Genomic DNA, 25,835 nt, shown 5'->3' on the forward strand with positions numbered 1-25,835 from the left:
GGCCAGTACCAGCATGGTGACGTCGTCCCGGACCTCGCACCGGAGCCGCACGAGGTCCTTCCAGACCAGCTCGGGCAGCTCGGCGGACGCCGCGTCGGTCAGGGCGGCCAGCCGGGCCGGCAGCGGATAGAAGACGTCGTCGGAGCCCCGCGCCTCCCACACCCCGTCGGAGGCCAGGAACAGGCGGTCGCCCCGCCCGAGCGCCACGGTGACCTCCTTCGGCGGTTCCACGCCGACCAGCCCCAGCCCCAGCGGCGGTCCCGGCGCGACCGTCACCTCCAGGGCGCGCCCCTCGTGCAGCAGAACCGGCGCCGGATGACCGCAGGTCACCACCCGCACCGCACGCCCGTCGGCGGAGAACTCCAGCAGCACCCCGGTGGCGAACAGCTCTCCGTCCCGCACCCCCGCCGAGTCCACCCCCAGCCTGCGGTCCATCCGCGCCGCCACCGACTCCAGCTCCGGCTGGTCCAGCACCGCCTCCCGGAAGGCACCCAGCAGGGACACCACCGTCGCGACCGCGGACAGCCCGTGCCCCCGGACGTCCCCCATCACCGCACGCACCCCGTACGGCCCCTCCCGCACGTCGAAGAAGTCCCCGCCCACCAGCGTGCCGTCCTGCGCGGCCCGGTAGAAACCCGTACAGCCCACGCTGCCGACCCGCGCCGGCAGCGGTGGCATCACGGCTCGCTGCACGGCCTCGCCGATCGCCCGTTCCGCGTTCAGCTGGGCGTCGCGGTGACTGCGCACGTACGACACGAACACGCTCAGCGCCGCCACGAACACGATGGTGAGCAGATCGGTGTTGCCCGGACGGTTCAGATGCGTGGCCGGGACGTTCAGCGCCGCGACCACCCCGACACCGAGGACGGCGGTGGCCAGCGGGCCGTAGGACAGGACGGCCAGCGGCGGGATCGCCCCCAGCAGGAAGCCGAGGTCGCGTGCGTGGGGCGTGACCATGGTGGCGGCGCTGACGGCCACGAGCAGCAGCACGGGCAGCACCCGCACCCACCACGGCGGAGGCGCACCCCGCAACCAGCCGCGATCCTCCCGGTACCCACGCGACGACCAGCCGCGCACCGATCTCACATCCCCAAGCTACGCCGCCGCCCCCGCCCGGGCCTCCCGCCCCGAGGACCCGGGCCGCTCCTGCTCCCGAAGGTACGCGGAGGCTGCACCGACCTGCGGTTCCGCCGCGTGCGTGCGACCGGCGCCCGGCCCCTTCGCCGTGTGGGCGTGAGCGGCCACCGTGGTGCTGGCCCGCAGCGGGGCGCCGCCGCCCTGGTGGCGGAGGTGCCCCGGGGGGCGCCGACCTGCGGTTCCGCCGCGTGCGTGCGACCGGTGCACCGCCCCTTCGTCGTGTGGGCGTGAGCGGCCACCCTCGCGCTGGCCCGCAGCGGGGCGCCGCCGCCCTGGTGGCGGAGGTGCACCGGGGGGCACCGACCTGCGGCTCCGCCGCGTGAGGGCGACCGGCCACCGCCGCGGCGGCCCGGGACCGGGTGACTGCACCCGGGGCCGGGCGCTCACTCCGCGATGCGCTTACCCGGTGGTGCCGGTCAGGCGCGCCTGCGCCGTCGCCAGGATCTCGGTGACCCGGAGGCCGAACGCGGCGTCGCACGCGTGCGGGCGGCCGCTGCGGGCGGCGGTCACCAGGGCGCCGGCGGCCCGGGCGAGCGCGGGGACCGCCCCCTCGGAGCTGCCGGGCAGCAGCGTCGTCCCCGCCTCGCCCCGCAGCTCCACATCCGCCCCCGCCGCCGCCGGAGGCGCCGTCAGGCTCAGCGTGAGGGTGCTCGAAGCACCGGTGGCGTGGTCGAGGACCAGGTGCACGGTGTCCGCCGGACCGTGCCCGGCGGCCACCACCTGCCGTACGTCGCCGAGGACCGGCAGCAGGACCGACAGGGCGTGCGGGCCGACGTCCCACAGCGCCCCCTTCTCGCGCCGCCACGGCGAGGCCGCGAACGGGCTGTCGGACGTGAACACCGCCCCCAGCCACTGCGCCCGCGCCGTGAACCAGCCCGCCACGGCCGCCTGCTCCTCGATCCAGGCCTCCGGCTCCTTCTGGAACCGCGCGGTGAAGAAGACCACCGACGCCACCCCGGCCCGCTCCACCGCCGCCACGACCGCCCGCCCGTCGGCGACCGACAGCGCCAGCGGCTTGTCCAGCAGCAGATGACGACCCGCCCGCGCCGCACGCACCGCCAACTCGGCCTGCACGGACGGCGGCAGGGCCACCGCCACCGCGTCCACGTCGGCCAGCAGCACGTCCACGTCGTCGTACGCGGCGACGTCGTACTCCGCGGCCAGCGCTCTGGCCGCCTCGGGCCGACGGCCCCACACCCCCGTGAACCGAAGGCCGGTGTGCCCGGCGAGCGCGGGGGCGTAGGCCGCCCGGGCCCACGGGCCCGTCCCCAGCAGTCCGATGCGCATGCAGCGTTCCTTCCTCCGAACCGGTCCCCGCACCCTCAAGAGGCTGCGCTCCCGCCGCCCTGCGCACACCTGCGGTCCGGATCCCCTTCCCCCGCGAGCCAGTTGGCGATGGTCGCGGCAATCGGCTGACCTGTGTCCATCTCCACGAACCCGAACTGGCCCGACTGGTTGCACTCGAGGAACCACCAGATCCCGTCCGCGTCCTCGGCGAAGTCGAACGCGCCGTACGCCAGTTCCGCGCCCCTCATGTACCGCCGCACGCCCTCCGTGACGAGCGGCGGCACCTCCGCGGGAAGCCAGGGGGAGACCGACGGGGCGAAGCGGACGTCCACGTCGTCGGGATCCGCGTCCGGGGCGGCGGGCTTGCGTGCGGCCAGCAGGGTGTCGCCGACGACGGTGAGCCGGATGTCGGCGCGCTTGGCGATCCGCCGCTGGAGCAGCGTCGGACCGAAGGCCACCGCCGTGAAGTCCGCGTCCGGGGCGACCCTGCTGGTCGGCACCGCACGCGGCGGCTCCTGCGGGTGCGCTCCGGAGACGGGCTTGACCACCAGGTCCGGGAAGCGCGCCGCGAACTCCCGCGCCGCCTGCGGGAACGTCGTGATCAGGGTGGCCGGCACCGGCAGTCCGCTGCGCTGGGCGAGATGCAGCTGCCAGGGCTTGTGACGGGCGCGCCGGGCCGCTTCCGGAGGGTTCATCCAGCGGGCGTCACCGCACAGCAGCATGCCGTACAGCGCCTGCGCGGACTCCTCCGTCAGCCAGGCCGAGGGATGGGCGGCGCGGGCCGCCGCGGCACCGGGCCTGCGCACCCAGACGGAGCGCAGGCCGCTCATGCTCACCAGGCGCCCGCCGACGGACAGATGTCCGTGGCGGGCGCCGTGCACGTACTCGCCGGACAGCGCCACCCCGTTGGTCAGATCGGCGGGGTCGAGCCGGACGACGGGCACGCCGGCCTCGCTCAGCCGGAGGACCACCATGTCCGCCGTCACGTCCTCTTCACTGGTCAGGATGAGCACGGTCATCTTCTCTGGTCCACGGTTCAGTCGTCGAAGTGTGTCTTGGAACCGGCGGTGGACGTCGTGGTCCCCAGGGCTCTCATCGTGGCGTGGTCGGTGGCGGCGATCCGCCCGTCCGGGAGGACGTTCAACTGCAGTCCGGAGTCGTACGCATACGGAGTGGTGACGTCCAACTGCACAGCTGGGCGCGCGTAGTTGAGCGTGAACGGTTGCATGGTCTCTCCCTGGTTCGGCCTTCACGTCCTTATACGGTTCGAACGGGTGAATGGTTTCCTTACGCTGCGTAACCGCAGGTCGAAGAAGGTACCGCGAGTGAGTCGTCACAAGAACACAACACAACGTTGTTCCGTTGAGTGGCCGGGATAGCATGCCCGCATGGCACATGACGCCGCCGACGCGGCCCGATCGCGGCTATCCGCCCTCGCGGCCCTCGTGGCCGAGGCCGACGGCGCTCCGGCGCACCGGATGGCCCAGGACGCCGCGCTCCTCGGCCGGCTGCTGACGGCGACCGACAGTCGCCGCACGGACGCCGACGCGGCGCCGGACGTCACGGCCGACGACATCGGGGCCGCCCTCAGCCTCGTCGACGGTCTGCGCCGTCAACTCGACCGGCTGGAGAGCCAGGTGGTGATGGAGGCGCGGCGCCGGGGCATGGACTGGCGGCAGATCGCCGGGCACCAGGGGCTGAACTCCTCCCAGGCCGCCTCGCAGCGCCATCAGCGGCTGACGACCCGGCTCGAAGAGATCCGCCAGGGCGTCAGGTAGAAAGACGGATGTGGAAATGACGGACCAGCCCGACGAGCTGTTCTCAGCGGTGGACTCGCTGCTCGCCGCCGTGGACGGCGGCACCGTGCTCCCCGCCCCGGCGGAGCGGACGCGGCTGCGCGAGGCGGCCGGCCTGACCGAGGCCGCGGTCGCGCAGGCCCTCGGCGTCCGCGTGCCCAGCATCCAGGCCTGGGAGGCGGGCCGCGCCGAGCCCAAGGGCGACCGCCTGGAGGCCTACCGCCGCCTCCTGGACGGCCTGTCCCAGCGCTATCCCGCCACCGCACCGAACACGCCTGCGCCTGCCACCCCGCTCCAGCAACTGGCGCAGACGCCACCGTCCACCCCGACACCTCCGGCCGCCGCCTCAGACGGTCCGGCGGCCTTGACGCCTGCGGCCCCGGGCCCCGTTGACCCGGATTCCGGCGGCCCGGCGCATGCCGTCCCGGCTCCCGCGGCCTCCGACGCGCCGGCGTCCCCGCTGCGGCCGCCCGAGGCGGGACACCGCCCCCCTGTCGCCTCCGCGGCCTCTGACGCGGCAGCGTCCCCGGTACGTCCTCCCGAGGCGGGTCGCCAAGCGCCCGCCGCCTCCACGGCCGCTGACGCGTCGGCGTCCCCTATGCCTCCCGAGTCCGGACACCGTGCGTCCACCACACCCCCCGCTTCTGACGCGCCGCCACCCCCTGTCGGCCCCGCGCCCGGGCACGATGCGTCCATCACCTCCGCCACCCCCGACGCGCCGCCACCCCCCGTCCGCCCGCAACCCGGACACCACACGCCCACCTCCGCCACCCCGCAGCCCCTCGAACCGGCGTCCCGCTCCTCGGCCTCCCGGCCGAAGCGCCGTAACCCTGCGAAGAAGCCCTCCGCAACGGTCTCCTCCGCCCCCGAACCCGTCGACCCCCGCTTCGCGCACGGCCCCCTCGCCGTGGTCGACGTCGATGACGACGGACGGGTGAGTGCGTACTGTGTCGGCGGGCTCGTGCTCGACGTGCCCGCCGGGTCGTTGCCCGCGCTCGTCGAGTGGACCCTCGCCGAGGCCCGGCTCGGGCAGGCCCGGCTGCACCGGTCCGGCAAGGACTCCGACCCGCTCCTCGTGCTCACCGAGTCGGCGTGCGTGCGGTTCGGGCTGCCTGCGCGGCTGAGCGACGAGGAGCGGCTCGCCGGGCGGATCCCCGACGCGCACAAGGCGGTCCGGCAGTTGCAGAAGGCCGACTGGCTGCTCACCCGGCGCGGTTTCGGCCCCTGGGCCTGGGTCTACCGCCCCGCCGAGGGCAGCCGGCGCCACAGTGTCCACTTCTGTCTGCCGTCCTGGCATGCGCTGGACAGCCGGTACTGGGGCGACGCGGCCGGTCTGCCCCCCGCGGAACTCGCCCGTGTCCTCGGCGTGTACGCCACCCGCGTCCTTCCCCCGTGCGGCTCCACGGCCGTGACGGGCCTGGAGCTGATGACCGCCCTGCACCCGCCGACCCGCGCGGCGCGCGACGGGGCAGGCCAGTGGGTGTCCGCGCCGAACCCGGGCGCGCTGACCGGGGCCGTCGACTGCGCGCCCTGCGAGGCCCCGGACGGGCACCCGCTCCTCGCCCATCTGCCCCGCTTCCACGAGCGCACCCCGGGCGAGATGCTCCGCGAGGAGGCCTACGACTGGGCCCGGCCGCTGACCGACGAGGAGTGCATGCAGCCGTATCTCGTCGGCATCGACGTCAACATGGCGTTCGCCGCGGCGGCCAACCGCACCGTCGTCGGCCTCGGCGCCCCGGTGCACGTCCAGAACCCGGCCTTCGACCCCGCGCTGCCCGGATCCTGGCTGGTCGACCTCTCCCACGTCCGCCTCGACCCGCGTCTGCCGAGCCCCTTCACACCGGACGGCGAGCCGCCCGAGGGCGCGGCCTGGTACGCGACGCCGACCGTGGCGTACGCGCTCGAACTCGGTTACCAGGTCGCGCCGTTGGAGGCGTACGTCCGCCCCGAGCACGGCCCCTACCTCGACGCCTGGTACACCCGGCTGCGGGACGCGTACATCGCCACGATGGCCGACCTCGGCGTCACCACCGGCCTGTCGCCCGAGGAGTTCCTCTCGGCGATGGACGGCCACAAGGACCGCGACCCGGACCTCGCGCTCGTGCTTTCGGCGATCAAGGCCACGGTCAAGGGCGGCATCGGCAAGCTCCGCGAGCGGGGCCGCAGCGGCTGGCGGCCGGGGGAGCGGTGGGCGGCGCTGGACCGGCCGACGTGGCGCCCGGACATCCGGGCCGCCGTCATCTCCAAGGCGCGGGTCAACATGCACCGCAAGATGCTCGCCACCGCCCGCGCCACCGGCCAGTACCCGGTCGCGGTCCTCTCCGACTGCGCGGTGTACGCCTCCGCCGGCCCGACCCCGCTGGACTTCCTGCCGTACCGGGACGGCAAGCCCCTGCCCGGCGGCTTCCGGATCGGTGTGAGCCCCGGCATGGTCAAGCACGAGGGCACGCAGAGCGTCCTGTGGGCGGAGGGCCTGCGCGAGGAGCACGGCGACCATCTCAACCTCGCCCGCTACATCAAGTCGGGGCTGCTCACCGCCCCCGACGCGGAGGAGTAACAGCCGGCGGCACGCGGGGGGAGCAGCCTCCGCCCCCCGCTCACGCCCCGAGCGCGCTCCGCGCCACCGTCAGCGCCTGCTCCGCGTACCCGCGCCCGAACAGCACGGCGTGCACCAGCAGCGGGAACAGCTGGTGCACGCCCACCCGGTCCCGCCAGCCGCCGGCCAGCGGCGCCGTCTCCTCGTACCCGGCGAACACCTGTTCCAGCTGGGGGCAGCCGAACAGCCGGAGCATCGCCAGGTCGGTCTCCCGGTGTCCACCGTGCGCGGCCGGGTCGATGAGCCGGACCTCGCCGTCGGCACCCCACAACACGTTCCCGTTCCACAGGTCGCCGTGCAGCCGGGCGGGCGGCTCGGCGGGCCCGGCCAGCTCCGGCAGTCGTGCGCAGACCCGCTCGAACACCGCCGCCTCCTGGGGCTGCAGCGTGCCACCGTCGACCGCGGCGCGCACGTACGGCAGCACGCGGTGCTCGGCGTACCAGCGGGGCCAGTCGGTGCCGGGCGCGTTGCGCATGGGGGCGAGGCCGATGAACGCGTCCTCGGGGCCATCGGGCGGCGCGGCCCCGAAGCGAGGTGCGCCGGCCGTGTGGAGGGCGGCCAGGGACTGGCCGAAACGCCGCGCTGCCGAAGGGTCCGGATGCCCGGTCGGCACCCGCTCCGTCACCATCCAACGCTCGTCGTGTCCGAGCACCGCCGGTACCCGGACCGCGTCCGCCGCGGCCAGCCAGCGCAGTCCGGCCACCTCGGCCCGCACCGCCCCGGGGGCGTCGCCGCGCTTGACCATCACCCGGGTGCCGCCGTCCAGCGTGACCTCGGTGGGCGATCCGGCCACCGCCGGTCCGTCGGTGACCGGGCGCCCGGTGAGCCGGGACGCCGCCCGGCCCGGATCCTCGTCTCGGTTGACCACGGCCCCAGGGTACGGCCCGCGTACGGCTCTCAACAGATGCACAGTGCACGGAACTTCGACTATTGCTACGACTGTTTTCGGTCAAACCCCAGCAGTAACTACCCGTGCTGATCCGGTACGGTTAGCGTGAGGGCGCCGCACAGCCACACCAGGGGCACCGGGCCCCGCAGGGACTAGCGCGCGGCGGAGGATTCCCTCTGTGACCACAGCATCCGTGCTGATGGCCGACGTCTTCGAAGTCCAGCCGTACACCTCCCACTGCAAGGTCATTCTGGGCGAGGGCGCGCACGCCGTGATCGGTGTGTCCCCGGGCAACAGTTACTTCTCGGCCCGCCGCCTGCATGACCTCGCCCGCTGGGGACTGGACCACTTCGACCGGGTCGACTTCGTTTACACCGACCTGTACGTCGCCGAGATGTACGAGGCGTCCGGCTATCCACCGGACGAGGCACGGCGCAAGGCGGTGAAGAACCTGCGCGGAGTGCGCGCCAAGGTCCGGGACGCGGTGACGGAGGCCGACCCGGACGGCGTACGGCTGGACTGGCACCCGATGTCGGAGTTCCGGACCAACCCCGCCTACCAGGAGATACACCGGCAACTGAAGGCGCGGTTGTGCTCCGACGGTGCCTTCCGGGCCGTCTGCGACGCCTTGGTGAATCGTTTCCTCACTGCGCGGGGTGAGGAGCCGACCGAAAACCTGCAGGCCGTGTGCCTGGAGTACGTCTGCGCCGAGGCGCCGCTGTTCCTGGACACCCCCGCGATCCTCAAGGTGCCCTCCTCGCTCAACTGCTACCACCAACTGCTTCCGATGGCCGAGCTGTTGTACTCCCGCGGTGCCGGCCTGCGCGCCTCCCGCAACCAGGGCCACGCCGTCGTCACCCCCGCCGCCCTGGAAGGAACCGTGGCATGACCACCGCCCCCGCCCTGCGCACCGACGCCCCGCCCCTGCTCGGCTTCCCGTTCTCCTGGGACGGCACCCGGGTACCAGCCGAGGTCGGGGAACTGCGCGCAGCCACCCCCGTACGGCGGGTACGGACCATCGCCGGCGACGAGGCCTGGCTGGTCTCCTCCTACGAGCTGTGCCACCAGGTGCTCCACGACGACCGGTTCTCCCTCAAGGACACCTCCGCCCCCGGCGTGCCCCGCCAGTACGCGCTCACGATCCCGCCCGAGGTCGTGAACAACATGGGCAACATCACCGGGGCCGGACTGCGCCGGGCGGTGATGAAGGCGGTCAACCCCAAGACGCCCGGCGTCGTGGAGTGGCTGCGCGCGGAGGCGCACCGGCTGGTGGACCTGATGCTGGCCGAGGGGCCCACGGCGGATCTGCGCGGGGTGTTCTGCGAGCCGTACTCGGCGGGCCTGCACTGCCACATCCTCGGCATCCCGCAGACCGAGGCCCCGGCCTTCCTGCGCAGCCTCGACATCGCCTTCATGAACGCGCCCTGCCCGATCGCCGGCGCGCGGATCAACTGGGACCGGGACATCGCCCGGATGACGGCCCTGCTCGACGACCCCGCGACGCACGGCCTGATGGGCGAACTCGCCTCCCTGCGCGAGGACCCCGACTACGCCCACCTCACCGACGAGATGCTGGCCACCGTCGGCGTCACCCTGTTCGGCGCCGGCACCATCTCCACCTCGGGCTTCCTCGCCATGGCCCTGGTCCATCTGCTGACCCACCCGGTCGCCCGCGACCTGCTGCGGGACCGCCCCGACCTGATCGGCCCCGGAGTGGAGGAACTGCTGCGGGTGAACCTCTCCATCGCCGACGCCCTGCCCCGGCTCGCCCTGGACGACGTCCGGCTCGGCGACACCGAGGTGAAGAAGGGCGAACTCGTCCTCGTGCTGGTCGAGGGCGCCAACCTCGACCCGGACAAGTTCCCCGACCCGCACCGCTTCGACGTCCACCGCGACAACACCGCCGACCACCTCTCCTTCGGCGGCGGCGCCCACTACTGCCCCGCCACCGCGCTCGGCCGCGCCCACGCCCGCATCGCCCTGGAGGTCCTCCTCGACCGCCTGCCCGACCTCGCGCTCGCCGTCCCGCCCGGCCAACTGGTGTGGCGCACCGGCTTCATGAAGCGGATCCCCGAGCGCCTGCCGGTGACCTGGTAGCCCCTGACGACCGCCGCCCGTACGGCGTCCGCGGCCCGGCACCCCGGGAGGACGCCGACGGGTCCCCCCGGCCGGACACCCCGGGCGCGGACCCGTCGTACGGGCGCACCCGCAGCGTCGTCAGCGGCCGACGGGGTACGAGCCGCGGGTCAGTCCGACCGGATTGCCCGGCGGCAGCAGCCCCGAGCCCTCGACGGCGCGGGCCAGCGGCTCCAGCAGTGCGGCCAGGCGCGCGCCGCGGTCGGCGCCGAGCGCGGCCCACGGTCCTTCGGCGGCCGCGTCGGTCAGCGCCTCGACCTCCGCGCGCAGAGCGGCGCCGGCCGGGGTGGGCGACCCGTCCGCCGCGAGCAGGCCCCGCTCGCGCAGCCGGGTCCCGGCCGCCTCCCAGTCCGGCTGCTCCCACTTGCGCGTCTCCCGCAGGAACGCCCCGTCCGACTCGCCCGCCGCGGCCTTGAGAACCATCGCCTCGACCGGTCCGAGTCCCTGACCCACCAGCACCGCGACATGCGAGTCGCCCCGGTGCTCGCGCAGGGTCGTCAGGCCCTGCCACAGCCGCGCGGTGGCGCGCTCCGGGCGCTCCAGCGCCTGGTTGGCGGCGGCCAGCACCCGGCCCGTGGTGTCCGCCGCGGCCGCGGCCTCCCAAGCGAGGTCGGCGGCCTCGGCGAACTCCGCGGAGCCGACGGTGTCCGCTCCGAACAGGCTGGTCATCGCCGCGTCCAGGGCGTCCAGGCGGGCGGCCAGCACCTCGCCGGGTGCTGCGTACCCCCAGGCGTCCGGCAGGGCCCGGGCCACCCGCGCGGGATGGAAGACGTAGAAGCAGCTCGTCACCACGGCCGGGGACGCGGCGCCGAGCGGGGCGGCGCGCAGTGCGAAGTACCCCATCCAGTACCCGCGCATCCCGAGCGCGTCCGCCGCTCGGCGCACCTCCGGCGCGAAGTACACGAGGTCGTGCACCGGCTCGTACCGCTCCCAGAGGGCCCGCGCCATCCCGTCCGCCACTGAATTCCTCCCACCGCGTCGGCCTGCCGTGCTGTCTCGGCACCAGCCTGCTTTATGACTGCGGTCATAACAAGGGGTTTCCGCCGGGCTGATCTCGGCGGAGCGGGCCTTGGACGCGTCCGACGGTATTGCCGATCAGGGTCGTGAACCACACGGCCCCGTCGGGACCCGCCGCCGGCCGGATGGGCACCTTGGCGGCGCCGTCCGGCGCCGGGAAGGTGGTCACCTTTCCCTGCGCGTCCACGCTGCCGGTCCGGTCGGACCGGTCGGCGTACCAGATGCCGCCGTCGGGCCTGCGCGTGATGCCGCCCGGGTCGCTGTCCGGATCGGGCGCCGGAAACCGGGTGACGTGGCCGGTGGGGTCGATCCGGTCGACCGCGTTCGCGCCGGGTGAGGGCGGCCCTGTCCCGGTCCGGCGACGACGCCCTCGGGCAGGCCGGTGACGTCGAGCAGCGGATGCTCCGTCACCTGGCCCGGCGTGGCGATCCGGCCGGCCCTCCCGGCGCCCGTCCCGGTGGACCACAGGGCCCCGTCCGGTCCGGCGGTGGCCGTACGCTCCCGCCGCCGCAGACGGAGTACGACGACCACCCCCGGGACCGGCGGGGCGACCGAAGGGCATCTCGAAACGGTGGCGCGAGGACGGCCGTGCAGGCGGCGCAGGACCGGGCCTGCGGGTGAGGTAAGTGATCCATTGGCCCGTTGATCATTACCGGCAAGGGGTGAGCGGCTCGTGGGCCGCAAGCAACTGCGCCGATCGGGTGGTGAGTTGGCACTACGTCCGCCGTGGCTGACGTCCCTGTCGTACGTGCACCCGGTGCGGGGGGAGTGGATCATGAGGGCGACGCGCCGTGTGACGGTGGAGCCACGCCGGTCGATACACCCGGATGGCGGGTCGCGGGAGGCGATCACTGAGGCAGACGGGTGGCTCGTTGACCCGGCTGGGCGGCTCGGATGGTGCGAGCGCGAACCCTCACTGACGGTGGTTCATGTCGAGGCCGGGTCTATCCAGCTGATGAGGTATCCGCTGCCCGGTCCCGTCGGAAGGACACCGCTATGCGATCTGCCCGCCAGCTACTGGCAACGGCGGCCGTGACTGCCGCCCTCGCCTTCGCCATGCCCGGCGCCGCGCTCGCCGCTGCCCACATGGGCGACGACGGAGGCCGCGACGACTCCTCCCACAGCCGGGACAACGACCGTGGCGGCAACGACCACGGTGACAACGACCGAGGTGGTAACGACCGAGGTGGTAACGACCGCGGTGGCAACGACGAGCACGGCCGCGATCACGACAATGATCACGGCAACGACCACGACCACGGCCGAGGACACGGGGCCCGCGGTGGAATTCACACGGGTGGCGGTGCGCTCGCCGTAGTGCGCGGCAACAACGGTGACCGCGGCGGCGACGACAACGGTGACAACGACCGGGGTGGTAACGACCGGGGTGGTAACGACCGGGGCGGTAACGACCGGGGCGGCGACGACCACGGCCGCGGCGGTGGCAACGAGCACGGCGGTGGCAACGACCGCGGCGGTGACGACGACCACGGGCGTGGCGGTGACCGCGGCGGCGACGACCACGGGCCGCGCGGCGGCGTCCACACCGGTGGTGGCGCGCTGGCCGTAGTGCGCGGCAACGACGGTGACCGCGGCGGCGACGACAACGGTGACAACGACCGGGGTGGTAACGACCGCGGTGGCAACGACCGGGGTGGTAACGACCGCGGTGGGAACGACCGGGGTGGTAACGACCGCGGTGGGAACGACCGGGGTGGCGACGACCACGGGCGTGGCGGTGACGACGAGCACGGCGGTGGCAACGAGCACGGCGGCGGCAACGACCGCGGCGGTGACGACGACCACGGGCGTGGCGGTGACCGCGGCGGCGACGAGCACGGGCCGCGCGGCGGTATGCACACGGGTGGCGGCGGGCTCGCCGGTCCGAGTGTGACCGCGGGTGGTCTCGCGGTGCTGGCCGCGGGCACGGCCGGCATCTACGTGATGCGTCGTCGGAAGGCCGGTCAGGAGTCCTGATCCGACAGCTCGATTCCTGAGGCAGCGGCCGCCGCCGACGCGCCCACCGCGTCGGCGGCCCGCCGCCCGGGACGCTCTCCGCGTCCCTCCCGGTCGCCGGGCCCTCGGTACCGGCGCCCTTGTTCTGATCCTTGTGCTGCCGTGCCCGAGTGAGGTGGTGTCCGATGGCAGCAAGTCCCTCCCCGACGCAGACGGACGGGAAGAGTTCCGGCCGCGGCGGGCGGCTGACACTGTGGGTGGTGGCGATCGTCGTCCTCTTCGTCACCGTGTTCGGCACTCACCACAAGTCGGGTGACGCCACGCAGACCTCCCGTGCCACGGGCCCGGGCCCGGGCGCCGCCACGACCGTCATTCCGCCGCGGATCATTCCGCCGCGGGTCATCCCGAAGAAGGCCAACCCGGAGCGGGTCGGCCCCAAACACGTGGTCCCGAAGCAGGTGGGCCCGGCACTGCCCCGGTCCGCACCGATCCGGCTGATCATCCCGAAGATCGACGTCGACGCCCCCTTCACCACCCTGACCACTGGCTCCGGGGACCAGCTCCAGCCCCCGCCGGCCGACGACACCAACCTGGTCGGCTGGTACTCCAAGGGCGCCGCGCCGGGCGAGTCGGGCACGTCGGTCATCGCCGGGCACGTCGACACGACGACCTCCGCGGCCGTCTTCGCCAACCTGGACGAACTGGAGGCCGGCGACGAGTTCACCGTGGAACGCGCCGACGGACGCAACGCGGACTTCGTCGTGGACAGCGCGAAGACCTTCGCCAAGGACGACTTCCCCAGTGACCGTGTGTACGACGACACGCCACGCGCCGAGGCCCGCCTCATCACCTGCGCGGGGACGTACGACAAATCGGTGAAGGACTACACGGACAACCTGGTGGTCTTCGCCCACCTGGTGTGAGCGGGCCCCTACGGATCAGGCCGCGCGGTCCCCGAGGGGGCCGCCCGGCGTGAACGCCCGCGCCGCGAACCGCTCGCCCATCCGGCGGTGCGCGGCGGCGTCCGGGTGGAGGTCGTCGGGCAGCGGCAGCTCGTCGAAGTCGGCCTCGCCGTACAGGTCACGGCCGTCGAGGTAGTGCAGGTTCGGATCCTCGGCAGCCCGCTCGCGCACGATCCGGGCCAGCTCCTCCCGGATGACACTCAGGGTGAGCTTGCCGCTCGCCGTCTCCGCCGGGTCCCCGGTGGCCCGGAACCGCAGTCGTCCCTCACTCAGGGCGGAGAAGTCCGGGGCGCTGGGACCCGGCGTGTCCTCGTGCACGGGGCACAGGATCGGCGAGACGACCAGCAGCGGAGTGTCGGGGTGGCCGTCGCGGACGGTGTCGAGGAAACCGTGGACGGCCGGGCCGAACGCGCGCAGTCGCATCAGATCCGCGTTGACGAGGTTGATGCCGATCTTGACGCTGATCAGGTCGGCGGGCGTGTCGCGCAGTGTGCGCGCGGTGAACGGGTCGAGCAGGGCGCTGCCGCTCAGCCCCAGATTGATCAGTTCCACCCCGGCCAGGGACGCGGCGAGCGCCGGCCAGGTGGTGGTCGGGCTCGCGGCGTCGGAACCGTGGCTGATCGAGCTGCCGTGGTGCAGCCACACCTTGCGGCCCCGGTCCGGGACCGGCTCGACCGGCGCGTCGGTCCGCAGCGCGACGAGTTCGGTCGTCTCGTTGTGCGGCAGCCAGATCTCCACGTCCTTCGCGCGGTCGGGCAGTCCGGTGAAGCGGAGTGTGCCGACCTCGCCGGGCCGGTGCTCGACGCTGCCGGTCGTCATGTCGATCGTGAGCGTGTTGCCGCCCTCGACCCGGCCGCTGTCGGCGAGCCGCCCGTCGACGAGCAGGTCGTACACCCCGTCCGGGCGGGGCGGCGCACCGACGTAGACCCGCTTGGTCGGCAGGGTGTCCAGCTCGACGACGGTCGCGCGGGTGCGGAAGACCAGCCTTACGCCGGCGGGTTGCGACTCCACCATGGCCAGCTGCGGGTCGGCGCACTGCGCGCGGGCGCGGGCGGGCAACCGGTGCGGGAGCAGTCCGTGGACGGTGGCCTCCAGGTCGAGCGCGCCGCGCAGGAGATCGGGGGTGAGGGGGGTGGTGCGCATGCTGTGGCCTGCGTTTCGAAGAGGTCGGGAAGATTCCGAAGAGGTCGGGAAGGAGCGGTCAGGGGGTGGGCCAGTGGCGCAACAGGGAGTCGAGGGCGTCCAGGATCCGGGTCCAGGACTCCTGCGAGTCGGGCGCGCTGTGGCTGAATCCGCCGGCGTTCTCCAGGCTGACGTAGCCGTGGAAGACGCTGCCGAGGAGGCGGACCGCGTGGGTCTGGTCGGGCTCGGCCAGGTCGTAGCCGCGCAGGATCGCCCGGGTCATCTGCGCGTGCCGGCGGCCCGCGCTCGCCGCCGCCGCTGCGGGGTCGAGCGGATGGCGGGTCGCCGCGTAGCGGCCGGGGTGGGCGCGGGCGTAGTCGCGGTACACGTCGGCGAACGCGGTGAGGGCGTCCTTGCCGGCCCGGCCGGCGAGCGCGTCGGTGGCGCGGTCGGCCAGCTCCTCCAGGGCCAGGAGCGCGATCCGCGTCTTGAGGTCCTGGGAGTTCTTCAGATGCGAGTAGAGGCTCGCGACCTTGACGTCGAACCGCCGGGCCAGTGCGGACACGGTCACCTGGTCGAAGCCGACCTCGTCGGCCAGCTCGGCGCCCGCACGGGCCAGCCGTTCGGCGTTCAGACCTACGCGAACCATAAGCTCGCTCCTCTCTGCCATAAATGATTATGGGTCTGCCTAAACCTTTTAGGCAAATGGGAGTGGACTGTAGTCGCAGAGTGGATCAAGGATTCGGTCAGCGGGCCATGGTCAGCGCCGGCACGCTCCGCACCTGGGCCAGGTGGTCGGCGGGCGGACCGGCGGCCCGCAGTGCCTGCCGGTAGCCGGTGTGACGCAGGCTCGACACGTCGACCTCGTCGCGCGGCCGACCGCACACGACGGCCACGCGCCGGCAGCCCCGCTCGATCAGATGCCGGGTGGCGGCCGCCGACGCCTCGACAGTGGGCATGGCGACATGGCCCACGGACCCGCCGAAGATCCGCTCGCCGAGGATCACCACCGGGTGGTCCACCCCGGCCGCCTTCGCCACGTCCTGGATCGTCGCCACGCCCACTCCCGCCCGGTGTCCGCCGCCCCGGTGTCCTGCGCGAGACGATAGAGGGCGGCGCCGTGGGCGGGCACCTCGACGGTCAGCCGCCGGCCGTCGTGCGCGACCGGCGTACGGCTCCACAGCTCCCGGACCCGGTCGGCCGGCCGGGCACCGAGCGAGCCGAGCGGCACCTCGTACCGGCGGGGCCCGTCGGCGAGGGAGAACACGGCGGCGTAGCGGGTACGGCCATCGGTGTCGCGGGCCGTCCACAACACCAGGTCGCCCTCGCGCAGCACCTCGCGGTTTCCGGTGCTGTGCCACAGGACGGCCAACGCCTCGTCGTTGGTGAGGAGTTCGATGGTCTCGGGCGGGCTGGTCGGCAGGTCGCCGCCCATCATCAGCGGCGAACGGGCGATCAGCCACAGGGTGAGCAGGCTGATCTGCTCGGGCCGGGTGAGCCGGGACAGCCGGTCCTCGCCGCGTTCGGCACGGATGCCGATACGGCCGAGCGGCAGCATGTCGGCGTCGGCCCAGCCGCCCGCGCCCTGCCAGGGCGCCCACCGGGCCATCCGGGCGAACTGGGCCTCGACATCCGCCCAGCGGTCCCACAGGTCGTCGCAGACCCGCCACATCGTGGCGTGCTCCCGCAGATGGTCCAGTCGGGCGAGGGAGACATCGGTGCCGGGGGACAGGCTCAGCCCGATCGGCCGGCCAGAGCGCTCGATGGCCCGCGCGTAGGCGGCGACCTCCCGCTCGTGGTACGGGAAGAGCATGTCGTCGGCCTTGACGAAGTCCACGCCCCAGTCGGCGAATTGGGCGACCTGGGAGTCGTAGTAGGCCTGCGCGCCCGGATGGTCGTGGTTCAGGCCGTAGTTGTCGGAGTTCCAGGGGCAGACCGAATCCGTTTCGGCGACCTCGTCGGCGGTGAACTCCGTGCCGTGTACGGGGAGTCGGGCCGCGACAGCACGACGCGGGATGCCGCGCATGATGTGCAGGGCGAAGCGCAGTCCGAGGCCGTGCACCCGCCGGGCCAGCGGCGCGAAGCCCGCCCCGCTGGCGGCGGAGGGGAACCGGTTCGGTGCCGGGAGCTGGCGGCCGTAGGCGTCGAGGACCAGCGGCGCGTCCGTGTTGTAGCCGTGCGCGCGGGCCGTCGGCTCGTACCACTGGATGTCCACCACCACCGTGTCCCAGCCGTGGGGCAGCAGATGATCGCGCAGGAACACCGCGTTGGCGAGCACCTCGTCCTCAGTGACCGTCGGGCCGTAGCAGTCCCAGCTGTTCCAGCCCATCGGAGGACGCAGCCGGCGCTCGGGCAGAGGCCGTTCCACGGTCGTCACCTCTCAACTCGCCGGGGGGAGGGCCGGGAGCACCGGGGCCCGGACGGTCACGAAGGAGTGCGGGGGCAGGGTCAGCCCCGGACGGTGCCACTGCCCACGTCGGCGCTGATGTACGGCTGCGCGCACAGCAGCCCGCACAGCGCCACGACGTCGAGGCGGACACCGCCCTCGGGTCGGGACCGGTGAGTCCTCGCCGCCCCGGAATCCCGTTCCCTTGCCGTTCCCTTTGTGTCGATGAAAAGTGGCAGTGCTCCACCGCCGGGTCAAGGGGGCGGGAATTGGTTCGCGTACCGGCGGCCGCTCGTCCTAGCCTGCCCGGCATGGCAAAAGCACCCGTGCTCACCCCCCGGGCGGACGACTTCCCGCGCTGGTACCAGGACCTGGTCAACAAGGCGGAGCTGGCCGACAACGGCCCGGTGCGCGGCACCATGGTCATCCGACCGTACGGTTACGGCCTGTGGGAGCGGATGCAGCAGGAGATGGACGCCCGCATCAAGGCGACCGGCACCCAGAACGCGTACTTCCCGCTGCTCATCCCGGAGTCGTTCCTGACGCGGGAGGCCGAGCACGTCGAGGGGTTCGCGCCCGAACTCGCGGTCGTCACCCATGCGGGTGGCAAGGAGCTGGAGGAACCCGTCGTGGTCCGGCCCACCTCCGAGACGATCGTCAACGAGTACTTCGCCAAGTGGGTGCAGAGCTACCGCGATCTGCCCCTGCTGATCAACCAGTGGGCGAACGTGGTGCGTTGGGAACTGCGCCCGCGTCTGTTCCTGCGCACGACGGAGTTCCTGTGGCAGGAGGGCCACACCGCGCACGCCACGTACGAGGAGGCGCGCGCCTTCGCGGCACGCGTCCAGAACGAGGTCTACGGCGACTTCCTGCGCGGCGTCCTGGCCATGGACTTCGTCTCCGGACGCAAGACGGCCAGGGAGCGGTTCGCCGGTGCGATCAACACCCTCACGCTGGAGAGCATGATGGGCGACGGCAAGGCCCTCCAGATGGTCACCAGCCATGAGCTGGGCCAGAACTTCGCCAAGGCCTTCCACACGGAGTACGTGTCGAGGGACGGCCGGCAGGAGCATGTCTGGCAGACCTCCTGGGGCTCCACCACCCGGATGATCGGCGCGCTGGTGATGACACACGGCGACGACGACGGGCTGCGCGTGCCGCCCCGTCTGGCTCCGGTCCAGGTGGTGGTCCTCGCGGTCAAGGGCGACGCGGCGGTACTGGCCGCCGTACGCGCGATCGGCGACCGGCTGACCTCGGCGGGCGTGCGCGTCCACGTCGACGACCGCACGGACGTGCCGTTCGGCCGGCGCGCTGTCGACTGGGAGCTGAAGGGCGTGCCCGTACGGATCGAGGTGGGCCCGCGCGACCTGGAGAACGGCACGGCCGTGCTGGTCCGCCGCATCCCCGGCACCAAGGAGCCGGTCACCGCCGCCGCACTGCCCGCGCTGCTGCCCGGGGCGCTGGAGGACGACCAGGCGCTGCTGCTGGCGCAGTCCCGCCGGCGCCGCGAGGACCGTACGGTCGAGGTGACCACCGTCGAGGAGGCCGTCGAGGCCGCGAGCACCGGCTGGGCCCGCATCCCGTGGGCGACACTGGGCCCCGACGGCGAGGCCCGGCTGGGCGAGCGGGGCGTGTCGGTACGGTGCCTGGTCGCGGCGGACGGCTCGGTGCCCGGGAGCGACGACGAGCCGGGGACGGTCGCGGTCGTGGGACGGGCTTACTGAGAACGGCCTTGCCGAGGGCCCGCCGACAACGGCCTGACCGCAAGCGGCCCCACTGAGGGGCGGCCCGCGCTTCCGCCGGGGGCCGCCCCTCTCGCATACCCACTTTTTTGTGCGTACTTGGCAGCCGCCACCAGGCCGGGAGAGGCTCGTTCCACGAGGTCAGAGGCGCTCGGCGGCACGGACGAAGGGGAGGTGGGGACGACAGCGCGTCACGAAGCCGCCTCGTGCTCGTGCTCGTGCTCGTGTTCGTGATCGTGCTCGCGGAGCTGATCCAGGCGGCGGTGTCCCCAGTCGGCCACCGGCCCCAGCGCCTCGGACAGGTCGCGGCCGAAACCGGTCAGCGAGTAGACGGTCTTCGGCGGCACCACGTCGTGCACCTCCCGGTGCACCAGACCGTCCTCCTCCATCTCGCGCAGCGCCTGCGTCAGCACCTTCTCGCTCAGCCCCGGCAGCCGGCGCCGCAGGGCGGCGGGACGGTGCGGGCCGGACTCCAGCAGCCACAGCAAGGACGTCTTCCATTTGCCGTCGATCACGGCGATCGCGGCGGTCACCCCGCAGACGTTCGGGTCCTGCGCGCGGCTGCGTGTCATCGGCGTCCTCGATTCCTCACCAGGCCGTACGGCCACTTTCCTTTACACGTACAGGAGTTGGAACATGTCCTCGTCCCTTGATCTTCCCGCCGTCACCGTGCTCGGTCTCGGCCCCATGGGCCGATCGCTGGCCACCGCGTTCCTGACGGCGGGGCTGCGTACGACGGTCTGGAACCGCACGCCGGGCAAGGACCGGGAGCTGGTCGAGCGCGGCGCCACCGGTGCCGGCTCGGCCGAGGAGGCCGTCGCCGCCTCCGCCTTGACCGTGGTCTGCGTGGTGAACTACGACGCGGCCGACGCCGTACTGCGGTCCGAGCCGGTCACCCGGGCGCTGAAGGGCCGTACCGTCGTGAACCTGACCGCCGACACCCCGGAGCGCGCCCGGGACACGGCGGACTGGGCGGCCGCCCACGGCATCCGCTACCTGGACGGTGCGATCATGACGCCGGCACCCAGCATCGGAACACCAGAAGCCGTCTTCCTGCACAGCGGTCCGCAGGCCCTCTACGAGGAGCACCTTCCCGTGCTGGAGACGCTGGGCGGGACGCACACCCGTCTCGGCGAGGAGATCGGGCGCGCGGCCACCTTCGACATCGCGCTGCTCGACATCTTCTGGACCGCGATGGCGGGCTACGCGCACGCCGTGGCGATCGCCCGGGCGGAGGGCGTCACCGCCGGGGAACTGGCGCCCTTCGCCCAGGGCATCGGCGCGATCCTGCCACCGCTGTTCGCCGAGTTCGCCCAGGACGCCGACGAGGGCACCTATTCCGGGTCGATCAACCCCCTCACCTCGGCCCTCTCGACCATGGCCCATGTCATCGACGTCTCCGAGTCCCACGGCATCGACGCGGGCGCGATGCGCGCGACGGAGGCCATGGCCCGCCGTGCCGTCGACCTCGGCCATGGGACGGACGGGTTCATCCGGGTCGCGGAGGTACTGAGCCGGCCCTGAGCCGGGGGCGGGGGGTCTCACGGGAGGTCCTGGGCCGGCGCTGAGTGGGCAGCGGCGCGCGGGGACGGGGCGTCTGTCCCCGGACTGTGGTGAGCCCGTGCCGAAAGAGGCCAGGCCGCTCCGGGGCAGGGCGGGTGGGGCGGTGCGGCGTGGTGCGGGGAGGTCCGCCTCCGACGCGAGACGTACCGGGCCGCTCGGGCCGGGTCCCGAGGCGAGGTGGCTCTACGGGCCGGCTCCGGAGCCGGGCCGGTCCGGGTGTCGAGCTCTTGTTCCGAGGCGGGGTGGTCCGTGTGTGTGGTTGGTGCTGAGGTGGGTGATTCCGTAGGGCCGGTCCCTGTCCCAGGTGGGCCGGTCCGGGCGCCCGGCCGGTGGCGGGGGAGGCCGTTCTGTACGCCTGAGTCCGCCCGGAGGCGGGGCGGGCCGGGTGTCGAGCCCTTGTTCCGAGGCGGGGTGGTCCGCGCGCGGCCGGTCCTGAGGTGGGCCAATCCGTTCGCCCGACCCTGTCCCAAGGTCGGCGGACCTGTGCCTTGTGTCGGATGCGGCACAATGGAACGCTTCGGTCCGCCGGCCGCGGCCATCCGCGGCGGCGGGCGTGAGCACCAGGTTTCCCGAGAGGCGGTCGAGCCCCTGCGGGACGAGGCGGGGAGTGGAGCGATGGAGTTGGAGCTGCGGCACCTGCGGGTGCTGTGCGCGATCGCCGACGCCGGCAGCGTGGGGCGCGCGGCGGCACAGCTCGGTTACTCGCAGCCCGCCGTGAGCACCCAGCTGCGCCGCATAGAGCGCCACTTCGGCGAGCCGCTCTTCGAGCGCGGCACGAGCGGAGCGCGGCCGACCTCCTACGGTGCCGAGGTGGTCGCCCAGGCCCGCGACGTGCTGGCCCGCGCCGACGCCATAGGCCACCGCCCCGCCGCCGCACCGCCCCGCCGTACACTGCGCGTGGCCGCGACCAACTCGCCCATGCTGTCCGGCACGGTCTCCCGGGTCCGCACCCGGCTGCCGAACCTGTCCCTCGCGGTCAACAGCGTCTACGCCTCCTCACGGATCGTGGAACTGCTGGAGGAGGGCGCGGTGGATGCCGCGATCGCCGCCGACTACCCGGGCATGGAGCTGCGCCACTCGGCCGCGGTGCGACACCGCGGGATCGTCACCGAGCCGACGTTCGTCGCCCTGCCCTCCCGGCACCGGCTGCGCCAGAGCGCCCAGGTGCAGCTCGCGGACCTGGCCGAGGACGCGTGGTTCGTGACCCCGGACGACGGCGCCGGCTGGCCCGGGGTGTTCTACGAGGCCTGCGCGGCGGCCGGCTTCACCCCGGTCACGGTCCACGAGTTCCTCGGCGACCAGAGCCAGCTGCAGAGCATGATCGCCGACGGTCTCGGCGTGTCCCTGGTGCAGCCGACGCTGCGGCCCATCCCGCACGTCGTGGTCAAGCCGCTGGTCGGCTCACCGCTGTGGTGCCGCTATGTGCTGGCCTGGCGGCCCGACACCGTCGGCGAAGAGGTCCTGGAGGCACTGTCCCAGTCCGCCATGGCCGCGTACCGCGATCTCGTCGCCCAGGCACCGCATCTGCGGGCCTGGGCCTCACGCACCTGGAGCGTCACCGGCGCGTAGGAGCATGTCAAAAGCGTGCCGCGATGTTATGAGTGGTCAGTGCCATGTGCTATGTCACACGGCATTGTTGGGCGAGCGGCCCGCTGAGACAGTGCCTCACACGCCTCAACACCCCACAGAGGCGCATCCCTTCATGGAGGAACCCAGATGCGCTATCGCTTCGCGCTGCCCAGACGCGGACCCGGGCGTACGACCGCCCGCCTGGCCGGTGCCGCCGCCGTCTGTGTCACCGTGGCCGGCCTGCTGTCCGCGCCGGCGCTGGCCGCACCCCAGCCGCACCCCGGTCCCGCCGCACCGTCCCGCCCGCACACCTCGGTACCGTCTCCGGCCGGCGCCGCCGCCGCCGTCACGGAACGCCCCGCGAGCCAGACCCACCGGCTCAGCCCAGCCCAGCTCCCGCCCCAGAAGCCCCTGTTCGGCCAGTCCGCCCGCAGGGCGGCCAAGGCCGCATCCTGTACGCCGGCCGACTTCGGCAGCCGTACCGGCTCCGCTCTCGTCGCCTTCGTGAAGGCCTCGACCACGGACTGTGTGAACACCCTGTTCTCGGTCACCGGCCAGGACGCGCACGCCGTCTTCCGTGAGTCCCAGATGCGCACCGTGGCGGCCGCGTTCACCGGTACGGCCCGGCAGTACCGCGGCGACAACTCCGCCAGCCTGGAGCAACTGGTCCTGTTCCTGCGGGCCGGGTACTACGTGCAGTTCAACGACCCCGCGGACGTGGGCTCGTACACCTCCCGTCTCACCACCGCCGTCACCGGCGGCCTGGACGCCTTCTTCGCCCGCTCGCACGCGTACGACGTGACGGCGGCCAACGGCGACATCCTCGGCGAAACCGTCATCCTCACCGACAGCGCCGATCAGCAGGGTCGTTATCTTCCCGTCTACCAGCGGCTGCTGACCGACTACGACAGCTCGTACGACTCCGTGGCCAGCATGGTCAGCGCGGTCAACGACGTCTACACCCCGCTGTGGCGCGGCAACTGGAATCCGGACTACGTCACGGCGGTCACCGCGGACCCGTCGATCACCGGCACCCTGCACGACTTCGCGCTGGACCACACCGGTCTGCTCGGCACCGATCTGGCCTTCCTGGACTCCAACGCCGGTATGAACCTGGCCCGTTACGTAGAGCATCCCGAACTTCAGGCGACGGTACGGCCGCTGGCCAAGGATCTGCTGGACGAGTCCGGGATCACCGGCCCCACGGCAGCCCTCTGGGTCGCCGTCGCCACCCAGGCAGGCGCGTACGACGGCGGCGACTGCGCGTACTACGACGTCTGCGACCTGCCCGCCAAGCTCACCGCCGCCGCCCTGCCGATCACCCACCAGTGCGACGCGACCCACACGATCCGCGCCGAGTCCCTGACGGCCGACGACCTCGCCGCCGTATGCGCCAGTGTGCTGAACCAGGACGCCTACTTCCGCAACCTGGTCAAGGCCGACGGTCCGATACCCGGCCAGTACGTCTCCAGCATCCAGCTCGTGGTCTTCGCCAGCCGCGCCGACTACCAGACCTACGCGGGCGCGATCTACGGCGTCAGCACCGACAACGGCGGCATCACGCTGGACGGCGACCCGTCCGACCCGGCCAACCAGCCCACGTCGATCATGTACCAGAAGGACTCCGACGACGGTTTCACGGCCCGGATCTGGAACCTCAACCACGAGTACACGCACTTCCTCGACGCCCGCGACGACATGAAGGGCGACTTCGCGCAGCAGACCTCCGTGGCGGACGTGTGGTGGATCGAGGGCCTCGCCGAGTACGTCTCCTACGGCTACCGGGGGATCGCCGACGACCAGGCGATCCAGGAGGCCGGCAAGCACACGTACAGGCTGAGCACGCTCTTCGAGAACACCTACGCCAACAGCGACACGACCCGCACCTACCCGTGGGGCTATCTCGCCGTGCGTTACATGGCGGAGCGGCACCCCGACGACGTCCAGAGCATGCTCGCCCGCTTCCGCGCCGGTGACTACGCGGGCGGATACGCCGTCTACCACGACGGCATCGGCACCCGCTACGACACCGACTTCGACCAGTGGCTCACGGCGTGTGCCACGGGGGCCTGCGCCCCTGCCGCGAAGGCCGGGGGCAAGGCCTGAGCGTACGTACCACAGCACGTCGGCCGCCGACCGGACCTCCGGTCGGCGGCCGAGGCCGTGGGCGGTCAGCCGTCAGACGGCCGTCGCCGGGAACGTCGGGTACTCGACGCCCGAGACGTGCTGGACGACGCGGACCACCTGGCAGGAGTAACCGAACTCGTTGTCGTACCAGAGGTACAGGATCGCGTTGTCGCCGTCGACCTTGAGCGCGCCGGCGTCCACGATCGAGGCGTGGCGCGAGCCGATGAAGTCGCTGGAGACCGCGTCGGGCGCCGTGGTGAAGTCGATCTGGCGGCGCAGCGGCGAGGTCAGCGAGACCTCGCGCAGGTAGTCGTGGACCTCCTCGCGGGTGGTCTCGCGGGCCAGCTGGAGGTTGAGGATCGCGATCGAGACGTCCGGCACGGGGACCCGGATCGAGCTGCCGCTGATCTTCGCCTTGAGGTCGGGCAGCGCCTTGGCGACGGCGGAGGCGGCGCCGGTCTCGGTGATCACCATGTTGAGCGGCGCGGAGCGGCCACGACGCTCGGACTTGTGGTAGTTGTCCAGCAGGTTCTGGTCGTTCGTGAACGAGTGGACGGTCTCCACGTGGCCGCGCAGCACGCCGTACTCGTCGTCCATCGCCTTCAGCGGCGGCACGATCGCGTTGGTGGTGCAGGAGGCGCAGGACAGGATCTGCTCGTCCGGCTTGACGGTGTCGTGGTTGACGCCGTGCACGATGTTCGGGACGTCGCCCTTGCCCGGCGCGGTCAGCACGACCTTCTCGATGCCGGGACGCAGGTGCTTCGACAGTCCCTCGCGGTCGCGCCACTTGCCGGTGTTGTCGATGAGGATGGCGTCCCGGATGCCGTACTCGGTGTAGTCGACGGCCGTCGGGTCGTCGGCGTAGATCACCTTGATGGCGTTGCCGTTGGCGACGATCGTGCTGTTCGCCTCGTCCACCGTGATCGTGCCGTGGAACTGGCCGTGGATGGAGTCCCGGCGCAGCAGCGAGGCACGCTTGACGATGTCCTGATCGCCGCCCCCGCGTACGACGATGGCGCGCAGCCTCAGGCCGTTGCCGGAGCCGGCCTTCTCGATCAGCAGCCGGGCGACGAGCCGGCCGATGCGGCCGAAGCCGTACAGGACGACGTCGCGCGACTCCCGGCGCTCGATCTTGTTGGCGCCGGTCGCGCCGGCGACGGCCTCGGCGGTGAACTCCGCCACGCTCAGGCCGCGCTCGTCGGCCTTGTGCGCGGTGGCCAGCATGCCGAGGTCGATCTGCGAGGGCCCGAGGTCGAGAGCGGTCAGGGCCTGCAGGAACGGCATGGTCTCGGTGACCGACAGCTCGGCGCCGGCGATCTGCCGGGCGAAGCGGTGCGTCTTCAGGATGCTGACCACCGACTTGTTCACCAGGGAGCGGCTGTGCAGCAGGACGGTCACGTCCCGCTCGCGGTGCAGCTTCCCGATGAGCGGGATCATCGACTCCGCGATCTCCTCGCGGATCTTCCAGTTGGTGAACGAGTCGTCGTTGACAGTCACAGATTTATCTTTCGAGCTAGGCAGCGCTCATATGCTAACCGCACCCTACGTTG

The 25,835-nt window shown here is 72.7% G+C and carries 23 protein-coding genes; 9 read left to right on the top strand and 14 right to left on the bottom strand.

Features of this window, described 5'->3' with window-relative positions; translation table 11 throughout:
• The 4 genes from ADK64_RS14105 to tgmA all read right to left on the bottom strand — a co-directional run.
• On the bottom strand, positions 1 to 1,086 hold a 1,086-nt coding region (locus tag ADK64_RS14105; RefSeq protein ID WP_053658957.1), incomplete at its 3' end, for a PP2C family protein-serine/threonine phosphatase.
• 450 nt (positions 1,087 to 1,536) lie between these two features.
• Positions 1,537 to 2,424 carry a Gfo/Idh/MocA family protein gene (locus ADK64_RS14110; RefSeq protein ID WP_053658740.1) on the bottom strand — a complete coding sequence of 296 codons (888 nt, stop codon included), beginning with the start codon at positions 2,422 to 2,424 and terminating at the stop codon, positions 1,537 to 1,539.
• 35 nt (positions 2,425 to 2,459) lie between these two features.
• A complete protein-coding gene (gene tgmB / locus ADK64_RS14115) occupies positions 2,460 to 3,443 on the bottom strand; it encodes an ATP-grasp ribosomal peptide maturase (RefSeq protein ID WP_053658742.1) in 984 nt (327 codons plus the stop codon).
• Between the two features lie 17 nt (positions 3,444 to 3,460).
• Positions 3,461 to 3,652: a putative ATP-grasp-modified RiPP gene (gene tgmA, locus ADK64_RS14120; protein ID WP_053658744.1), complete on the bottom strand. Its 192-nt coding sequence runs from the start codon at positions 3,650 to 3,652 to the stop codon at positions 3,461 to 3,463.
• A gap of 160 nt (positions 3,653 to 3,812) precedes the next feature.
• Here tgmA and ADK64_RS14125 point away from each other — a divergent pair, with 160 nt between their 5' ends.
• Entirely contained in the window at positions 3,813 to 4,202 is a 390-nt protein-coding gene (locus ADK64_RS14125; protein WP_053658746.1) for a hypothetical protein, read from the top strand.
• Positions 4,203 to 4,218: 16 nt separating this feature from the next.
• Entirely contained in the window at positions 4,219 to 6,777 is a 2,559-nt protein-coding gene (gene tap, locus ADK64_RS14130; RefSeq protein ID WP_053658749.1) for a telomere-associated protein Tap, read from the top strand.
• Between the two features lie 40 nt (positions 6,778 to 6,817).
• On the opposite strand, the gene ADK64_RS14135 is transcribed toward tap, so the two are convergent.
• Positions 6,818 to 7,684 carry a fructosamine kinase family protein gene (locus ADK64_RS14135; RefSeq protein ID WP_053658750.1) on the bottom strand — a complete coding sequence of 289 codons (867 nt, stop codon included), beginning with the start codon at positions 7,682 to 7,684 and terminating at the stop codon, positions 6,818 to 6,820.
• A 199-nt stretch (positions 7,685 to 7,883) separates the two neighbouring features.
• On the opposite strand from ADK64_RS14135, the gene ADK64_RS14140 reads away from it, so the two are divergent.
• Positions 7,884 to 8,594 (top strand): tRNA-dependent cyclodipeptide synthase, encoded by a 711-nt coding sequence (locus tag ADK64_RS14140; RefSeq protein WP_234384559.1) that lies wholly within the window; start codon positions 7,884 to 7,886, stop codon positions 8,592 to 8,594.
• On the top strand, positions 8,591 to 9,802 hold the full coding sequence (locus tag ADK64_RS14145; RefSeq protein ID WP_053658753.1) for a cytochrome P450: 1,212 nt from the start codon (positions 8,591 to 8,593) through the stop codon (positions 9,800 to 9,802). Before ADK64_RS14140 ends, ADK64_RS14145 begins: the two co-directional genes overlap by 4 nt.
• Positions 9,803 to 9,922: 120 nt before the next feature.
• Here the strand turns inward: ADK64_RS14145 and ADK64_RS14150 are convergent, their stop codons facing one another.
• The 3 genes from ADK64_RS14150 to ADK64_RS14155 all read right to left on the bottom strand — a co-directional run bounded on the left by ADK64_RS14150 (position 9,923) and on the right by ADK64_RS14155 (position 12,697).
• Positions 9,923 to 10,801, bottom strand: coding sequence for an SCO6745 family protein (locus ADK64_RS14150; protein ID WP_053658756.1), 879 nt, complete (start codon positions 10,799 to 10,801; stop codon positions 9,923 to 9,925).
• A 64-nt stretch (positions 10,802 to 10,865) separates the two neighbouring features.
• Entirely contained in the window at positions 10,866 to 11,420 is a 555-nt protein-coding gene (locus ADK64_RS48950) for a virginiamycin B lyase family protein (protein WP_420712969.1), read from the bottom strand.
• Between the two features lie 452 nt (positions 11,421 to 11,872).
• A complete protein-coding gene (locus tag ADK64_RS14155) occupies positions 11,873 to 12,697 on the bottom strand; it encodes a hypothetical protein (RefSeq protein ID WP_159046236.1) in 825 nt (274 codons plus the stop codon).
• A gap of 302 nt (positions 12,698 to 12,999) precedes the next feature.
• Here ADK64_RS14155 and ADK64_RS14160 point away from each other — a divergent pair, with 302 nt between their 5' ends.
• A complete protein-coding gene (locus ADK64_RS14160) occupies positions 13,000 to 13,737 on the top strand; it encodes a class F sortase (protein ID WP_053658761.1) in 738 nt (245 codons plus the stop codon).
• A gap of 15 nt (positions 13,738 to 13,752) precedes the next feature.
• Here the strand turns inward: ADK64_RS14160 and ADK64_RS14165 are convergent, their stop codons facing one another.
• The 4 genes from ADK64_RS14165 to ADK64_RS14180 all read right to left on the bottom strand — a co-directional run bounded on the left by ADK64_RS14165 (position 13,753) and on the right by ADK64_RS14180 (position 17,266).
• Complete coding sequence (locus tag ADK64_RS14165) at positions 13,753 to 14,919, bottom strand: GDSL-type esterase/lipase family protein (RefSeq protein ID WP_053658763.1); 1,167 nt, start codon at positions 14,917 to 14,919, stop codon at positions 13,753 to 13,755.
• A 58-nt stretch (positions 14,920 to 14,977) separates the two neighbouring features.
• A complete protein-coding gene (locus ADK64_RS14170; protein WP_053658765.1) occupies positions 14,978 to 15,547 on the bottom strand; it encodes a TetR/AcrR family transcriptional regulator in 570 nt (189 codons plus the stop codon).
• Between the two features lie 97 nt (positions 15,548 to 15,644).
• Positions 15,645 to 15,956, bottom strand: coding sequence for a substrate-binding domain-containing protein (locus ADK64_RS44925; protein WP_199829612.1), 312 nt, complete (start codon positions 15,954 to 15,956; stop codon positions 15,645 to 15,647).
• Positions 15,902 to 17,266, bottom strand: a complete 1,365-nt coding sequence (locus ADK64_RS14180; RefSeq protein ID WP_234384560.1) for a glycoside hydrolase family 27 protein — start codon at positions 17,264 to 17,266, stop codon at positions 15,902 to 15,904. Before ADK64_RS14180 ends, ADK64_RS44925 begins: the two co-directional genes overlap by 55 nt.
• 329 nt (positions 17,267 to 17,595) lie before the next feature.
• On the opposite strand from ADK64_RS14180, the gene proS reads away from it, so the two are divergent.
• The gene (gene proS / locus ADK64_RS14185; RefSeq protein WP_053658769.1) at positions 17,596 to 19,008 is read left to right on the top strand and encodes a proline--tRNA ligase; all 1,413 of its coding nucleotides are present in this window, start codon (positions 17,596 to 17,598) and stop codon (positions 19,006 to 19,008) included.
• Between the two features lie 209 nt (positions 19,009 to 19,217).
• Here the strand turns inward: proS and ADK64_RS14190 are convergent, their stop codons facing one another.
• Positions 19,218 to 19,598 (bottom strand): winged helix-turn-helix transcriptional regulator, encoded by a 381-nt coding sequence (locus ADK64_RS14190; protein ID WP_053658771.1) that lies wholly within the window; start codon positions 19,596 to 19,598, stop codon positions 19,218 to 19,220.
• 64 nt (positions 19,599 to 19,662) lie between these two features.
• Here ADK64_RS14190 and ADK64_RS14195 point away from each other — a divergent pair, with 64 nt between their 5' ends.
• The 3 genes from ADK64_RS14195 to ADK64_RS14205 all read left to right on the top strand — a co-directional run bounded on the left by ADK64_RS14195 (position 19,663) and on the right by ADK64_RS14205 (position 24,264).
• Positions 19,663 to 20,550: an NAD(P)-dependent oxidoreductase gene (locus tag ADK64_RS14195; protein WP_053658773.1), complete on the top strand. Its 888-nt coding sequence runs from the start codon at positions 19,663 to 19,665 to the stop codon at positions 20,548 to 20,550.
• 654 nt (positions 20,551 to 21,204) lie between these two features.
• Positions 21,205 to 22,158: a LysR family transcriptional regulator gene (locus tag ADK64_RS14200; protein WP_053658962.1), complete on the top strand. Its 954-nt coding sequence runs from the start codon at positions 21,205 to 21,207 to the stop codon at positions 22,156 to 22,158.
• A gap of 147 nt (positions 22,159 to 22,305) precedes the next feature.
• Entirely contained in the window at positions 22,306 to 24,264 is a 1,959-nt protein-coding gene (locus ADK64_RS14205) for a collagenase (RefSeq protein WP_053658775.1), read from the top strand.
• A gap of 72 nt (positions 24,265 to 24,336) precedes the next feature.
• On the opposite strand, the gene ADK64_RS14210 is transcribed toward ADK64_RS14205, so the two are convergent.
• Positions 24,337 to 25,782 (bottom strand): glyceraldehyde-3-phosphate dehydrogenase, encoded by a 1,446-nt coding sequence (locus ADK64_RS14210; protein WP_053658777.1) that lies wholly within the window; start codon positions 25,780 to 25,782, stop codon positions 24,337 to 24,339.
• Positions 25,783 to 25,835: the final 53 nt, after the last annotated feature.

The sequence above is a fragment of the Streptomyces sp. MMG1121 genome (assembly GCF_001280015.1).
GTDB lineage: Bacteria > Actinomycetota > Actinomycetes > Streptomycetales > Streptomycetaceae > Streptomyces.

Coding starts and splice junctions, on each gene's coding strand:
- ADK64_RS14110 (WP_053658740.1), bottom strand. CDS start 2,424: ATGCGCATCGGACTGCTGGGGACGGGCCCGTGGGCCCGGGCGGCCTAC.
- tgmB (WP_053658742.1), bottom strand. CDS start 3,443: ATGACCGTGCTCATCCTGACCAGTGAAGAGGACGTGACGGCGGACATG.
- tgmA (WP_053658744.1), bottom strand. CDS start 3,652: ATGCAACCGTTCACGCTCAACTACGCGCGCCCAGCTGTGCAGTTGGAC.
- ADK64_RS14125 (WP_053658746.1), top strand. CDS start 3,813: ATGGCACATGACGCCGCCGACGCGGCCCGATCGCGGCTATCCGCCCTC.
- tap (WP_053658749.1), top strand. CDS start 4,219: ATGACGGACCAGCCCGACGAGCTGTTCTCAGCGGTGGACTCGCTGCTC.
- ADK64_RS14145 (WP_053658753.1), top strand. CDS start 8,591: ATGACCACCGCCCCCGCCCTGCGCACCGACGCCCCGCCCCTGCTCGGC.
- ADK64_RS48950 (WP_420712969.1), bottom strand. CDS start 11,420: ATGCCCTTCGGTCGCCCCGCCGGTCCCGGGGGTGGTCGTCGTACTCCG.
- ADK64_RS14160 (WP_053658761.1), top strand. CDS start 13,000: ATGGCAGCAAGTCCCTCCCCGACGCAGACGGACGGGAAGAGTTCCGGC.
- ADK64_RS14165 (WP_053658763.1), bottom strand. CDS start 14,919: ATGCGCACCACCCCCCTCACCCCCGATCTCCTGCGCGGCGCGCTCGAC.
- ADK64_RS14170 (WP_053658765.1), bottom strand. CDS start 15,547: ATGGTTCGCGTAGGTCTGAACGCCGAACGGCTGGCCCGTGCGGGCGCC.
- proS (WP_053658769.1), top strand. CDS start 17,596: ATGGCAAAAGCACCCGTGCTCACCCCCCGGGCGGACGACTTCCCGCGC.
- ADK64_RS14190 (WP_053658771.1), bottom strand. CDS start 19,598: ATGACACGCAGCCGCGCGCAGGACCCGAACGTCTGCGGGGTGACCGCC.
- ADK64_RS14195 (WP_053658773.1), top strand. CDS start 19,663: ATGTCCTCGTCCCTTGATCTTCCCGCCGTCACCGTGCTCGGTCTCGGC.
- ADK64_RS14200 (WP_053658962.1), top strand. CDS start 21,205: ATGGAGTTGGAGCTGCGGCACCTGCGGGTGCTGTGCGCGATCGCCGAC.
- ADK64_RS14205 (WP_053658775.1), top strand. CDS start 22,306: ATGCGCTATCGCTTCGCGCTGCCCAGACGCGGACCCGGGCGTACGACC.